Origin of the sequence: Lacihabitans lacunae, assembly GCF_042649125.1 — a bacterium.
GTDB classification, from domain to species: Bacteria; Bacteroidota; Bacteroidia; order Cytophagales; family Spirosomataceae; genus Leadbetterella; species Leadbetterella lacunae.
Genome location: NZ_JBHRYQ010000001.1, coordinates 846,904 through 861,009, shown reverse-complemented (window position 1 = coordinate 861,009; position 14,106 = coordinate 846,904). Strand labels below are relative to the sequence as shown.

The following is a 14,106-nucleotide window of genomic DNA, read 5'->3' as shown; positions in this document are numbered from 1 at the left end:
GCTATTTTTAAATATTAAAAAAATCAGGAAGATGCACAATTACACCTCCATTCATGGCAGACTCATGGGCCAAAATCCCCACAGAAGTCCAGTTGGCAGACTGGGCGGCATTTGGAAAAGGATCTCGATCTTCAACCAAAGCGGTTATAAACTCATGTGCCAAGTGCGGATGCGAGCCGCCATGGCCACCTCCCTGAGCGAAACTTAGGTGCGTATTTTCAGCAGAATCATAGACACCTCTGCCAGTAAACGACTGTATTTCTTCGGGCAACAAATGGGCATAATCCGGCACTTCTACCTCTTCTGGTATTTCAGACTCTGGCTTTTTTGCTGTATGTATTACTGATTTATCTCCTTCTATTAGTGGCCATTCAAAAGACTTCTTTGACCCATAAACCTCAAAGCTCTCTCTATATTGGCGTGCCACATCAAACAATGAACGATATACATAAGCACTTAAGTCACTGCCTTTAAATTTAATATGGGCAGACTCTACAGCAAAAGGAGAATTGTGTATTTTTACTAAGTCTTCTGAAATAGTACCTGAACCAAAACATGAAACGTATTCTGCCTCCAGCTTTAATAAACCCGCCACAGGCCCTACGCAGTGGGTGGCATAGTGCATCGGCGGTAATCCTGGCCAATAGTCGGGCCAGCCTTCCATGTCTTGTTGGTGCGATGCCTTCAGAAACTGTACTTTTCCTAACTCACCTTTTTCATACATTTCTTTGACAAACAAAAACTCTCGGGCATATACCACCGTTTCCATCATCATGTATTTTTTACCCGTCTCTTTGCATGCTTTTACTATCTTCATGCAATCTTCGGTAGAAGTCGCCATTGGAACCGTACAGGCTACATGTTTGCCTGCATAAAGTGCCTTTAGTGACTGCTCGGCATGGTTTGGAATAGGAGAATTAATATGAACTGCATCTATCTGAGGGTCTTTGAGGAGTTCATCGTAATCCGAATATCTTTTTTCTATTCCAAAAGTATCTCCTATTTTATTTAGGCTCTCTACATTTCGCTGACAAATGGCATTCATGTTTGCATTGGGATGTCTCTGATAAATAGGAATAAATTCAGCCCCAAATCCCAGTCCTACTATTGCGATGTTTATTTTTTTTGTCATTTTACCAAATAGTTTTTAATCCTTCTGTTTTATATAATTTGATTGATTCGTCTTTCGTAAGTAGTGTATAATTTTCTGAAATTGATTTCCAAATAAGCATTCTATCAAATGGATCTCTGTGATAATTAGCAGTTAGATTCTTAAATGTTGTACATATTTCAGGTTTTAATGGAATATTAGTAAAACCTAGTTTTAAACTCTCATTCAATAAATCTTGAGAATCTCCACCTATTAAATCAATTTTTCCTAAAGCAAATTTTAGAGAAATTTCCCAATAACTTATGGCACTTACGTAAATCACAGTTTCTGAACTTTCTAAAATATTTTTAACTTTTTTTGAGAGCTTTTCTTTGTTCGTAATAGCCCAAATAAGCGTGTGTGTATCTAAAAGATATTTCATATTCCTAAAAACTCCTCCTCAGTTATTTTGAAATCATCCTTAAAAACCACTGTCATTTTACCTTCCAAAGCTCCTAGTATTCGTTTTTTAGGCTTCTCCGTTCGTTTCGGAATGAAATGCCCTAATATTTCCTTGTTTTTACCATAGGTTACAGTAATTTCTTCTCCATTTTTTACGTCTTCTGCTACTTTCGAAAAATTAGCTTTAAAGTCTCCGACTGTCATTGTTTTCATAATAAAGATGTTTTAATTTAAACAAATTTAAAGTTTTCTTGTCAACTTGTCAAGAAAAGCAAAACTATCTTTCATCAATATCTCTTCGGATTCAAACATTTTACGCCAAATATTAGCTGCACTCAACTTTTCGCTGAAGGCTTCTATGCTTATCATACCTTCGTAATGCACTTCATACAAGGCTTTTAATATAGGTTCGAAGTCAATATGACCACTTCCTAGGGTTCCCCTATCGTTTTCTGATAGCTGTACATGAACCAACTTATCCCCTATTTTTCGAATGGCATCCGCCAAGTTTTTCTCTTCAATATTTGCATGAAACGTATCAAACATAATTTTGCAGGCCGGATGGTTTACATAGTTTACCAAGTCCAGAAGTTCGTCTGTGCTCGACACCAAATAACTTTCAAATCTATTGAGGTATTCAAGACCAAGTGTAATACCCAATGTGTCTGCATATTCGGCTAAGTCCCAAAGGCCTTCTTTTGCCCAAAGTTTTTCTTGCGGAGTGGCTTTTGCTCCAGTAAAAACGCCTAATGCTGAATGAAAAGGACCTGTAAGTAAGTCTGATCCTAATATCATGGCACAGTCTAAGGCCAACTTATTCCGTTCAAGCGTCTTTTTTCTTTCATTTGGGTCGGCAATGATGAAGCTTTCTCCAGGCCCATTTATGGTAACAGCTACTCTTTCTAAACCTAAGTCATCCAGTTTTTTTCTCCAAGAATACCAATGCTCGGGGTTGGTGTTAAATATTGGAATTTCTACACCACCAAATCCGATTTCTTTTATTTGTTCCAATATTGGAAACAGCGATTCGTCGATTTCGGTACCCCATAAAAGGAGGTTCATTCCAATGGTATTTTTCAAAATAAAATGAGCTTAAGGTTTTTGTATATTATTTAAGTACAATATTATGGCGAAATATCAATAATTCCTTCCTGAAAATTGACGTATACTTCCTGTATTTTGACATAAATATGTACATTCATACCAGAAAAGAGATAATTTTAAGGAGGAGTATGTAAGTTTACTTTAGAAACCAAGCTAAAAAGCTATGCCTGTAGTATTAAAAAAAGATATTGAGAATGCTTTTGCATCCATTACAGTTCAAGAATTGCATGAAAAACACTTTGACCCTAACTGGCACTTTCATCCACATTATCAAATATTTACAGTTTTAAACAGTAACGGAACTCGTTTTATTGGAGACGATATCGCAGTGTTCAATACGGGCGACACCGTTTTTCTTGGCCCAGATTTGCCTCACCTTTGGCGAAACGACAAGGCATATTTTGAAGGAACTGCTACTTCTGAAGCACATGGTTTGGTGCTTTATTTCACCGATGATTTTTTAGGAAAAGATTTTTTTGAAAAGCCTGAAATGCATTTAATCAAAAACTTGCTTGAACATTCTAAAAGGGGAATTTCATGGAGTGAAAAATCAAATAAATTAATAATTGGTTATTTAAAGGAGATATTGATTTTAAATGGTTTTGATAGAATTCTTAAGTTATTGGAACTTCTTCATCTACTTTCTCAAGACAAAAATTACACATTTATTACCAAAGAAGGCTATGCCAACTCCCACAAAGTCTCAGAAACCGAACGGATGCAAAAAGTGCATGATTTTGTTCTTAAAAACTTCAAAACTGAAATAAAACTGCAAGAAATATCAGAAACGATAAGTATGAGTGAAGCCGCTTTTTGTCGGTATTTTAAGAAAAGAGCCAATAAAACCTTTACAGATTTTGTAAATGAAATAAGGATTGGGAATGCCTGTAAAATGATAGGGGAGCAGAAATACAGTATTTCGGAAATTTGTTTTGAAAGTGGCTTTAATACCATTTCTAACTTTAATCATCAGTTTAAGAAGATTGTGCATAAAACCCCTTCTGAGTATCTTAAAGCACTCAAAATTTAGGTTTTAGTCTATTTTAAGAATAAGCTTTTTGTATAAATTCTCGACTTTAACTCGTGCCCACTCTGTTTTTCTAAGGAAATTCAAGGATGAATTCATGGTAGGGTTCGAATGAAAACAATTTACTTTAACCGACGCATATAGCCCCTGCCAGCCGATTTTAGTATGCAATTCTTCTAAAATTCGCTTAAGCGTTATTCCGTGAAGTGGGTCGGTATTGTTCATCTAAAGATTTTATGTTTTCGATTTACAAATATAGGCATAAAACCATTTCTTCTCATTTAGATTCTAAATTCACCAATCAAAATTTACTTTTTTGAATTACTTTTTCCCTTTTTCTGAAATACCGAAAAAACAATTTCAGATACATTCCAAAACTGTATCTTTGTGAAAAAACATTTGGATGGCGTATTTTGAGAACTTAAAAGCTCTTTTAAAACAAGAAAAAGAAGAAGATAAAAAACAATATGAAGCTTTAACACAACACACTTCCGTTAGCGAGAGGCGAGCTGCTGGCTTAACATGGTATCCGGTGGCCATCAGAGGCACCGAAATGACCCGCGGCGAATATTTAAATGTAGAACTTGAAAGAACCACGCATCACGATATTAACCATCAGTTTAGGTTTGGTGTACCTGCCGTATTTTTCTCAAATCATGAGCCTCAAAAAGACCGAATAGAAGGCCTAGTTACTTATCAAGGAGGAAATAGACTAAAATTAAATATCCGTACTGACGAGCTGCCCGATTGGGCAAGCGACGGTAAACTTGGCGTAGAAGTTTTATTTGACAATAGTTCTTATGAGGAAATGTTTTCAGCTATGAAGACTGCTCACAATGAGCTCAAAAAAAATGAACTTTATCAGGTGATAATTGGGTCAAAACCTGCAATTGCTCACGATGAACTTGAAAATGTAAAATTTGAGAAGCTAAATGAATCGCAGAATGCGGCAGCAAATAAAATCATAAAATCGAATCACTTAGCTATTGTGCATGGCCCTCCGGGTACTGGAAAAACCACTACTTTAGTGGAAGTTATTCAACATTTGGTAAAAGTAAAAAATGAAAAGGTTTTGGTGGTGGCTCCAAGTAATATTGCGGTAGACTTATTAACCGAAAAACTGTCGGAAGCAGGCCTAAATGTGATGCGAGTGGGTAATCCTGGACGAATTTCCGAGCATTTGCAAGGTCAGTCCCTAGACGGAAAAATTCAAAACCATCCGGCATATAAAGATATAAAGAAGTGGAAAAAACAGGCTTCTGAGTATAAAAACATGGCACATAAGTACAAGCGAAACTTTGGAAAGGCAGAGCGAGATCAACGTAAAGCACTTTTTGATGAGGCCTACAAGCTTATGAAAGAAGTGGAGAAAATAGAACAATATATTTTAGAAGATTTAGGTCAAAAAACACAGGTGGTTACGGCTACTTTGGTGGGTTCAAACCATTACACGGTGCGTGATTTGACATATGACACGGTAGTGATTGATGAAGCTGGCCAAACGACTGAGCCCGCTTGCTGGATTCCGATTCAAAAAGGCAAAAAGCTTGTTTTGGCAGGTGACCATTGTCAGTTACCGCCTACTATAAAGTCAACTCAAAACACCGCAGAAGGACTGACCTACACATTATTAGAAAAGCTCGTAGAGAAACAAAAAGATGCGGTAACTTTGTTACAAACACAATATAGGATGCATCAAGACATAATGGCGTATTCTTCTAAAGTGTTTTATGAAAATAAACTAATCGCCCATGAATCAGTGGCTGATCTTAGGTTGCACAATTTGCCTGCACTTCAGTTTATAGATACTGCCGGTAAGGGTTTTGAGGAAAAGTTAGAAGGTACAAGTAGTACAAATCCAGAAGAAGCTCTGTTTTTAGTGCAAAGAATCGAATCGTTTTTTGAAGAAATCACTAAGAATGAGAACGCAAAGCTGCCTGAAATTGGGGTTATTTCTCCCTATAAAAAACAAGCTAGTATTATCGATGATTTGGTGCAAAATTCTGAAATTTTAAAACCATTTTTAAAGCAAATATCTGTAAATACGGTGGATAGTTTCCAAGGCCAAGAACGCGATGCGATTTTTATAAGCTTAACTCGCTCAAATGCTGAAGGTGTTATTGGATTTTTGGGTGATACACGAAGAATGAACGTGGCCATGACACGGGCCAAAAGTCACTTGCTTATAGTTGGCGACAGTGCCACCATAGGCTCACATAAGTTTTACGCTGATTTTATTACGTATACACAAGAAATCAACGCATACAAAAGTATTTGGGAGTTTGAGTGATTTTGTGTTTTAGTTTAAAGGTATATAATGAAAATCTCGATTTTGCTTCCCGCCCGCAATGAGGAAAAGGTGCTTCAAAGGTGCTTAGATGGGCTTTCTATGCTCAATTATCTCAAAGAAAACCTCCAGATTCTTTTAGGAAATGACAACTCCGAAGATGGCACCTTAGCCATCATGCAAAATTATGCAAAAGACAAACCTTGGGTTGAGGTATTTGATTTTGAAGAAAAAAAAGAGGGGGAAACTTTAAAAGGGAAAACTAGAGTTTTGGCCAAACTTGCTCATTTTGCCAAAGGCGAGTACCTATTTTTTACAGACGCTGACATAGAAGTTCCACCAACTTGGATTGAAGGAATACTAAACGAAAGTCAGTTAATGAGAATTTCAAATCCTACAAAAATACCCAAAGTAGGCGTATTAGTTGGGGTGACGGGCATGCGAACTGACTCGATGATGGCTGCAATGCAGGCCATTGAGTGGCTTTTAGTGATACGAACAAATAAATATTTTTCCGACAAAAAATGGCCTACTACCGGAATGGGAAACAACATGGCGGTGCTCAAAGAAGCCTACGAGGCGGTCGGTGGTTATGACAAAATAGGTTTCAGTATTGTGGAAGATTACACACTTTATCACAAAATAGTGGAGAAAGGCTACGATTTCAGGCAAATTTTCACGTCCGAAGTAGTGGCCTATACATTACCACCAGACCACTATTTTGAACAGCGAAAAAGATGGATTCAAGGTGCTTTTGAGAGCAAATCAGCCCCTATGTTTGCGGGAATATTCCAAGCTATTACCTTGCCAGTTTATGTTGGGCTCTATTTTCTAAACCCAGTTTTTTTCTTTGTATATTTTGCTATCAATTTCATGCTCTATTTTTTCATGATTGTTAGTATTGAGAAAAGGTTAAACTTAAAAGGTTACTTGAAATTTCTGCCGATTTTCATGGTTTACCTGCCCGTTTTTTGGTTTTTACAATTGATTTATTTTTTCTTTAAAAAGAAGGTAGTTTGGAAAGGGAGAGAATATTGAGGTATTGCTTGAATGAATAAATAATACACAGGCAAATACTCTATAAATAGCAGCCAAGGGCTCTCCTTAAAGTCGGGATTGCTGTACGCAAAATAGCTCAAGATTACCGTGTAGGACCAAATCCAAATGTATCTAAAATTTACAAATACATTCAAAAAAAGTAAAGTTATCAAGTACCAAGGGTGTACTGTGGTACTCACAAAAAAGTAGGCAGAAAGGCTAATCAACATGTAAGTGATAAACTGCGGGTTTTGGGTCTCGCCTTTCTTTAAACTTAAATATCCCATAAAAGCCAAAACCGAAACCGGCAAAAGTTTCCCCAATATTCCTATAATGTTATAGCCTGTTATCCAGAATCCTACTTCTCTAAATAGATAATAGATACTCGCATTAAACTCAAATTTACCAAACCACAACCCTACCGTTTTTGTGTAATGTTGAATGAGTAAAGGATCATAAAAAAAGGCAAAACTTAGTATGGAAATTAAAATACAAAGGCTGTAATATTTAATGGATGCTTTAAAGCCTATTTTTCTTAAAATAAAAGGCAAAAGTAATAGTGGTAAAAGCTTTATTAAGATGCTACATGCCATCATCAAGGCTGAAAGAGAATAATATTTTTTACAGATTAAAAGATAAAGTGCTAAAGCAAAGAAAAACATCATAACCCCTTCGAAATGAAGATTTCCTGTTAGTTCTACAATAACTAAGGGGTTTAAGAAATAAAGGTTTGCGAAGTGTGTTGGCTTTTTTAAATAGCTTAATATTTTTCTTAAAAAAAAGAAATTACCTACGTCAGCCAATATGATGATTATTCTAAAAAGAATTACATTTAGCAATAAACTATCCCTTGACAACCATGCTGTTATACCGAAAATAGCTTGATTCAGAGGCGGATAGTTGCTGAAATTATTAGCACTTAAATCGCCCATTTTGGCGACTAAAAAATGAGCATCATATATGTGGGTTTGACTCAAAATCTGATTGGGAGTATCTAAAAAAGGATTTCCGCCCAGAGCCAATAATCTGCCGTCCCAAATGAACCTATAAAAATCTTGCGACAAGGCCGGGATGGCTACAAAAAACAATATTCGAAAAGCTATTCCAAATGTAAGAGCTACTTTAAATGAGATATTTCTTAAAAAATAATATCCTGCAAAGCATATTGAAAAGTACGCTAAAAGGGAGAAAAATGTGGTACGTTCTATAAAGTGAGCCAACATAAAATATGCACATGCGGAAGTAATTCCAGCAATATAAATCGCATATTTTTCTGACTTAATCATTTATTGATTTGATAACGATATATAGGTAGCCCACAACCAATATTCCATGAAAAGGCATAAGCATATAGTTTTCCATTTTGAAATCTAAAAAGACTCCAAATGCAAAGAATATTGCCAAAAATAACTCTATGAGCACATTTAGTCCTATTTTTTTATTCAAATATTGGTTGGACTTCCATTGACTCTGATTACTTTTTAGATTAAACTTGGGTGTTCGTACAAAGTCAGATTTGATACCAAAATAGGCTTCTAAAACGGCCATGCTGTTATGAAAACTCAAACTTAGTATCACAGGAAAAAATACCAGAAACTGCCCTATGAAGTTAGGAATGTGACGCCATTTATTGCTTTGAAATTTTCTATATGTCAAATAAAACACCAAACCTAATAACACAATATTGAGCTTTAACAAAGTACCCACCACCAAAATCTGAGAAAACTTCGGTTCTAATTGTGCCGCATAACTCAAAGGCACAGAAAGCAAAGTCAACAAAAACACCCAAAGAAACACCGAACTGTTTAACAAATGGGCTACTGCCTGCACTTTAGTTTTTAAGTTTAAATCTTTGGCCTTCAGTACTTTGGGTAAATTCTTAACTAGATTTTCGGCACCGCCTTTGTTCCACCTAAACTGCTGCGAACGTATAGCACTCATGGCCACAGGCAATTCTGAAGGGGTTTCTAGGTCTTCGAGATACACAAATTGCCACTTTTTGATTTGGGCTCTGTAGCTTAAATCCAAGTCTTCGGTTAGGGTGTCCCCTTCCCAATTACCTGCATCGAGGATACATTCTTTTCTCCAAATACCGGCTGTGCCGTTAAAATTTATAAAATCATTTTGTGTATTTCGACCTTGCTGCTCAATAGAAAAATGATGATCCAAAGCCATGGCTTGCACCCGTGTGAGAATAGAAAAATAACGATTGGTGTGCTGCCAGCGGGCTTGCACTACGCCAATTTTTGGATTTATAAAATATCCGACAGTTTTTAACAACCAGTCTTTTTGAGGTAAAAAATCTGCATCAAAAATCGCAATAAATTCTCCTTTAGCAGTATTTAAACCTTCTCGAAGTGCACCTGCTTTAAAATGAACCCTCTTTGACCTATGAATATGTTTTATGTCAATTCCAGTAGCACGGAGTTCCATAATTAACTTTTCGGTGAGTGCCAAGCTGTCGTCAGTGGAATCATCCAATACCTGAATCTCCAGTTTTTCAGAAGGATAATCTATCTCAACTATATTTCGGAGCAAGTCTTCTACTACATACTTTTCGTTATAAATCGGTAACTGAATCGTTACAAAAGGAAGGTATTGAGCATCAAAAGTGAAAGTTTTTCTTTTCTTGAAATAATAACTCAAAAACAAAAGAAACTGACTTACTGTATACCCTAAAATTAATATGACAGTAATAAAATAAAGCGAAATAATAATTTTGGCAAACACTCCGACCATTTACTTTAAACTGTATTTAAATATCCAAGAGAGAATTTTAAAACCTGCCATAATGGTGCCCTTTATAGTGCCCGAAACCTTTGAAATCCCGATTCTTTTGCGGTATCTCACCGGAATTTCAACATATTTCATTTTTTGTTTCAATGCTTTTAGCTGCATCTCTACAGTCCATCCGTAGGTCTTATCTTCCATGTTTAATGCCAAAAGCTTTTCATATCGCATAGCCCTAAATGGCCCTAAGTCAGTAAATGTGGCTCCAAAAAACACCTTCATGAGCGAAGTGGCAAGCCAGTTGCCAAATACCTGCTGCGGTGTCATTGAGGCCGCTGATCGTAAAGCCGCCACACGGGCTCCAATTACCAAGTCTACGTTGTCATGGATGATGGGTGCCACTATCAGACTTAACTCTTCGGGGTAGTCTGAATAATCACCATCCAAAAACGCCACGATATCAGTTTTGTCCGTTAATTTCGAAATATAATCTAAGCCCAAAAGGCATGCAAAACCGTACCCTTTTTGCCCTTCTCTGAGCACAGTTGCTCCTGCGGCTTTGGCTACATTTTCGGTATTGTCGCTTGAGTTATTGCTAACTACTATTATCTCAGTTACGAAACTTGGAATCTCAGCTATTACCTTACCTATGGACTCCTCTTCGTTATATGCGGGTATAATAACCCGTATTTTTTCTTGCATAAAATATTATCTGAATACAAAGTTACTTTTCTATTTGGCTAATTTCAAATGCTGAGGAGTTTACCAAACTAAAATTTCTCTTTTTATTTATTTTCAAGTAAAAAATGGAAAATTTATCCAAAATTCACTTATTACTTTTCTAGCCAAAAGCTCCTTGTTATAACTCAACTTTGCCGTTTTCTAACTTCAAAACTCCTCTTGGACAAACCGCCGAACAAACACCACAGCCCACACACGAAGCACGTAAAATATCTTCGCCTTTTTGGGCGTATGCTCGTACGTCTATTCCCATTTCGCAATAGGTAGAGCAGTTTCCACATGAAATACACTGTGAGCCATTTGTGGTGATTCTAAATCTCGAAAATAACTTCTGCTGGATTCCCAAAACTGCGGCCATCGGACAGCCAAATCTACACCAAACTCTACTGCCCATTAATGGATAAAAACCTACGCCAACAACACCGCTAAAGGCCGCACCTATAAAAAAACCATACCAAGATCGTAAGCTATAGCTGTCTAAAAGCATTATGTTTTGATTTCCAATAGCAAGGTTTACACCTAAAACTAAAAATATAACACCTGCAGAGATATACATGCCTTTTTGGGCATCTTTGGCTAGTTTATGTTTAAAAAACTTGCTTATAACTCCCACCAAAACCGCAATGAATACCAAAATGCCAATTATGAAATTTTGTCCTGAAACTAAATCATTTTTACCTTCATTAATTAAAAATGAGTAAATCACTGCCACAGTAGTAATAAAAATAAAAACCAATACGGAGTGAATTAACCATCTTTCTATTTTCCATGCTTTAGTGCTTTTGTCTGAAAGCTGCCTAAATGAATCTCCTGCCGTTTCGGCTAAACCACCACAGCCACACACCCACGAACAATACCACCTTTTGCCATAAAAATAAGTAAGAATAGGGGAAATGATAAAGATCATACCGATGCCCAAAACCAACATAAACATGCCCAGGTTTCCGCCGCTAAGCATGGCTTTTAGATGCCAATCTTCGAAAAAGTAATAGTTGAGTGGCCATATGTTTTTCATGTCTTTGGCAAAGTATTCTAAACTCGGATTTAGCTTAGCCAAAATTTCAGGAATAAGAAAAGCAAACGCCAACTGAAAAAACATAACCGACAGTGTTCGCACTATCTGATAGGCATTATGGCGATATTTTAAAATGAATTTTACCCCAAAACCCAAAATAGAAATAGTATATAAAGTACCATACACAAACCATTGCGAAGCTTGATGTCCATTAAGTAAAACACTCAAGGGATCAAAAAACGCAACTATGCCAGTATTGCCTTCGGCATGTAAACCTAAGTATTGGGGAAACCAATATATGACCACATAAAACGCGGTAATAATAGCTCCTAAAATATACGCAAACGTACCTTTTGAGGTAAGGCTGGCAAACCAAACTTCGTTATTTTTGATGCCGGGAAGCGTGTTTTCGTATTTGCCAATGCTGAATAAAACGATTCCTGAAAACATTAAAAACAAGGCTGAATATAGCCATGCAGCTCCCGAAACTAGGTTAAATAAAGATAAAACCAATATGCCAAGTCCCAATAATCCAAAGGTTCGACCTATTTGTTTGATGTTAATATTGTTGATGAGTGTTTGCATATTTTTACTTGTTAAAGGCTGATTGTATTTCTTTTTCGTAACGCTTATAAAACTCAGGGTCAAAATTCGCTTTGGTTAGATTATCAAGAACATAATCTACTGTTTGCTCATTATCTAAGACTTCATTAAAAAAAGCATGTCGGAGGCGTATACCCAAGGTATTGATTCCGATAAATTTTCGGTTTTCGGTTTCAAATAGTATTCGAATCGATTTATTATTCTCTTTGTTTTTCCAGAAAAACTCGGTTTGACCCTCTGGTGTCACTGCTGGCATATCGCCATAAACTTGATACTCGATATCAAAAAACTTGGCAGAATTAAACCAATGTCCGGGTGCATATTCGGTTGGTTTGCCATTTAAAGTTTTAGCCAATGCCTCCCCCATTATTTTACCTGTATACCATACAGCCTCTATCGGTCTTCTGTTTGGTAAGGCTTCTTTTTGTTCTGCACAGTCGCCGATGGCGTAGATGTTCTCAAAATTAGTTTGGAGCATTCTGTTTACCATTACGCCGCGTTTGGTTTCAATACCTGAATCTTTCAAAAACTCAATGTTTGGCGAAACCCCTACCGTAAGTCCCACGTATTGGCAATCTATTAGTTCACCTGACTTGGTTTTTACTTGGGCTACCTCCTTGCTTTGCCCTATGATTTCGTCTAACTCTGCCGATAACCTAAGGTCTATGCCGTGATCAAGAATCTGTTTATTTATAATTTCAGCCTCGTTTTCGGATAAAACATTATTCCAGAAACTACTTTCTCTAACCAGAAAAACTACTTCTTTCCCTTTAGAATGAAGCATTTCGGCCAATTCTATACCGATTAAACCACCACCAACTATTACAGCTTTCTTTATTTTGGGTGCAAGATCATTTACATATTCTAAATCCTTTTTGTGATATAAACCCGATACTCCTGCTAGGTCTTGACCCGGCCAACCAAACTTATTGGGTTTAGAGCCTGTGGCAATCACCAATTGATCATATTTTAGTTTTTCGTTTGATTCAAAAACTACCGCATTTTCATTAGGCAAAACTGACTTAACTGTTGCCTTTAGGAGTTCTATCTTGTTTTCTTTCCAAAAGTGATTTTCGTAAGGTTGGGTATGTTCAAATTTCATGTGACCCATAAAAACATACATCAAGGCCGTCCGCGAAAAAAAGTATTCGGTTTCTTCAGAAACAACCGTAATTAGTGTATCAGAATCGAGTTTTCTTAGATTTATAGCAGTGGTTATTCCGGCTATTCCGTTTCCGATTATTAATACGTGTTTTTGCATATATCTTAATTTTTAAGGAATCTCTCGTGGTTTTGAATTACAAATTAAATAGAATAATAAACAAGCAAATGTCGGTTAGCCTTCAAAAACAAACAATCTATCACTATTTATCCATTTTTGTTTCCAATTTTATCAAAATCAATTTAAAATGAAGACAAAATCCTTAATCGGGTTTTTCTTTACCACTTTCACTAATTTGTGATTTTGATAGTAGTAAACGTCTTTATTTTTACCGAGTTCACCTTCATAAACTCCTTCTCTAATTCTTTTTATTTTTATAAAATCACCATAATATTCAGCGTATACCTGGTGAATGCCAATCGGTTCATGAAAATATAAGCTTGAAGAAGAACTTTCGGCCAATCCATCCAAGTACTTGTTTACCTTTCCATCTTTTTGTTCACTGTCTATTTTGTAGCCTTGACCAGACTGATGTGTTTTGGTGTAAAAAGTACCCTTGTTTGATTTAGCTAAAACATTTGAACTTTGCATGTATTTTTTGTCAAAAACACTCTTTACGTCATAGTTGAGCCTCAATTTGAATATAATAAAATCGATATCGACATTGCTCACCAAATGATAAATATGCTCACCATTTGCCCCTAAGCTTGACTTGGCTTTGGCAGTACCTACTTTTATTCCTGCTATTTCAATGTTATAATTTAATACTTCGATATTTTGACCTTTTGCAAAATTTGCAGCCAAAAGCATAAAAAACAATACGCATATTCTATTTTTCATAGCCTAA

Annotated in this window: 14 protein-coding genes; 3 read left to right on the top strand and 11 right to left on the bottom strand. The window is 36.3% G+C overall.

Annotated features, from left to right (window positions below; translation table 11 throughout):
* Window positions 1-7: 7 nt before the first annotated feature.
* The 4 genes from ACFOOI_RS03665 to ACFOOI_RS03650 are packed head-to-tail and all read right to left on the bottom strand — an operon-like array spanning window position 8 to window position 2,614.
* Window positions 8-1,132, bottom strand: coding sequence for a Gfo/Idh/MocA family protein (locus tag ACFOOI_RS03665; protein WP_379835188.1), 1,125 nt, complete (start codon window positions 1,130-1,132; stop codon window positions 8-10).
* A 1-nt stretch (window position 1,133) separates the two neighbouring features.
* Window positions 1,134-1,532 carry a type II toxin-antitoxin system VapC family toxin gene (locus ACFOOI_RS03660; protein ID WP_379835186.1) on the bottom strand — a complete coding sequence of 133 codons (399 nt, stop codon included), beginning with the start codon at window positions 1,530-1,532 and terminating at the stop codon, window positions 1,134-1,136.
* The gene (locus ACFOOI_RS03655; protein ID WP_379835184.1) at window positions 1,529-1,765 is read right to left on the bottom strand and encodes a type II toxin-antitoxin system Phd/YefM family antitoxin; all 237 of its coding nucleotides are present in this window, start codon (window positions 1,763-1,765) and stop codon (window positions 1,529-1,531) included. Before ACFOOI_RS03655 ends, ACFOOI_RS03660 begins: the two co-directional genes overlap by 4 nt.
* Before the next feature lie 27 nt (window positions 1,766-1,792).
* Window positions 1,793-2,614 carry a sugar phosphate isomerase/epimerase family protein gene (locus ACFOOI_RS03650; RefSeq protein ID WP_379835182.1) on the bottom strand — a complete coding sequence of 274 codons (822 nt, stop codon included), beginning with the start codon at window positions 2,612-2,614 and terminating at the stop codon, window positions 1,793-1,795.
* Window positions 2,615-2,819: 205 nt separating this feature from the next.
* Here ACFOOI_RS03650 and ACFOOI_RS03645 point away from each other — a divergent pair, with 205 nt between their 5' ends.
* On the top strand, window positions 2,820-3,686 hold the full coding sequence (locus tag ACFOOI_RS03645; protein ID WP_379835180.1) for an AraC family transcriptional regulator: 867 nt from the start codon (window positions 2,820-2,822) through the stop codon (window positions 3,684-3,686).
* 3 nt (window positions 3,687-3,689) lie between these two features.
* On the opposite strand, the gene ACFOOI_RS03640 is transcribed toward ACFOOI_RS03645, so the two are convergent.
* A complete protein-coding gene (locus ACFOOI_RS03640; protein WP_379835178.1) occupies window positions 3,690-3,908 on the bottom strand; it encodes a VF530 family DNA-binding protein in 219 nt (72 codons plus the stop codon).
* Between the two features lie 178 nt (window positions 3,909-4,086).
* Between ACFOOI_RS03640 and ACFOOI_RS03635 the strand changes: the two genes are divergently transcribed.
* Window positions 4,087-5,973: an AAA domain-containing protein gene (locus ACFOOI_RS03635; RefSeq protein ID WP_379835176.1), complete on the top strand. Its 1,887-nt coding sequence runs from the start codon at window positions 4,087-4,089 to the stop codon at window positions 5,971-5,973.
* A gap of 27 nt (window positions 5,974-6,000) precedes the next feature.
* Window positions 6,001-7,008, top strand: a complete 1,008-nt coding sequence (locus ACFOOI_RS03630; RefSeq protein WP_379835174.1) for a glycosyltransferase — start codon at window positions 6,001-6,003, stop codon at window positions 7,006-7,008.
* Here the strand turns inward: ACFOOI_RS03630 and mptB are convergent.
* From mptB to ACFOOI_RS03600, 6 genes are all read right to left on the bottom strand, one after another.
* Window positions 6,960-8,294, bottom strand: coding sequence for a polyprenol phosphomannose-dependent alpha 1,6 mannosyltransferase MptB (gene mptB / locus ACFOOI_RS03625; protein WP_379835171.1), 1,335 nt, complete (start codon window positions 8,292-8,294; stop codon window positions 6,960-6,962). The genes ACFOOI_RS03630 and mptB overlap by 49 nt on opposite strands.
* Window positions 8,287-9,747: a cellulose synthase family protein gene (locus ACFOOI_RS03620; RefSeq protein ID WP_379835169.1), complete on the bottom strand. Its 1,461-nt coding sequence runs from the start codon at window positions 9,745-9,747 to the stop codon at window positions 8,287-8,289. The genes mptB and ACFOOI_RS03620 overlap by 8 nt, the downstream gene beginning before the upstream one ends.
* Complete coding sequence (locus ACFOOI_RS03615; protein ID WP_379835166.1) at window positions 9,748-10,440, bottom strand: glycosyltransferase family 2 protein; 693 nt, start codon at window positions 10,438-10,440, stop codon at window positions 9,748-9,750. It abuts the gene before it with no gap.
* Between the two features lie 157 nt (window positions 10,441-10,597).
* Window positions 10,598-12,079 (bottom strand): 4Fe-4S binding protein, encoded by a 1,482-nt coding sequence (locus ACFOOI_RS03610; RefSeq protein WP_379835164.1) that lies wholly within the window; start codon window positions 12,077-12,079, stop codon window positions 10,598-10,600.
* A 4-nt stretch (window positions 12,080-12,083) separates the two neighbouring features.
* Window positions 12,084-13,358, bottom strand: coding sequence for an NAD(P)/FAD-dependent oxidoreductase (locus tag ACFOOI_RS03605; RefSeq protein ID WP_379835162.1), 1,275 nt, complete (start codon window positions 13,356-13,358; stop codon window positions 12,084-12,086).
* A 138-nt stretch (window positions 13,359-13,496) separates the two neighbouring features.
* Window positions 13,497-14,099: a DUF6134 family protein gene (locus tag ACFOOI_RS03600; protein ID WP_379835160.1), complete on the bottom strand. Its 603-nt coding sequence runs from the start codon at window positions 14,097-14,099 to the stop codon at window positions 13,497-13,499.
* Window positions 14,100-14,106: the final 7 nt, after the last annotated feature.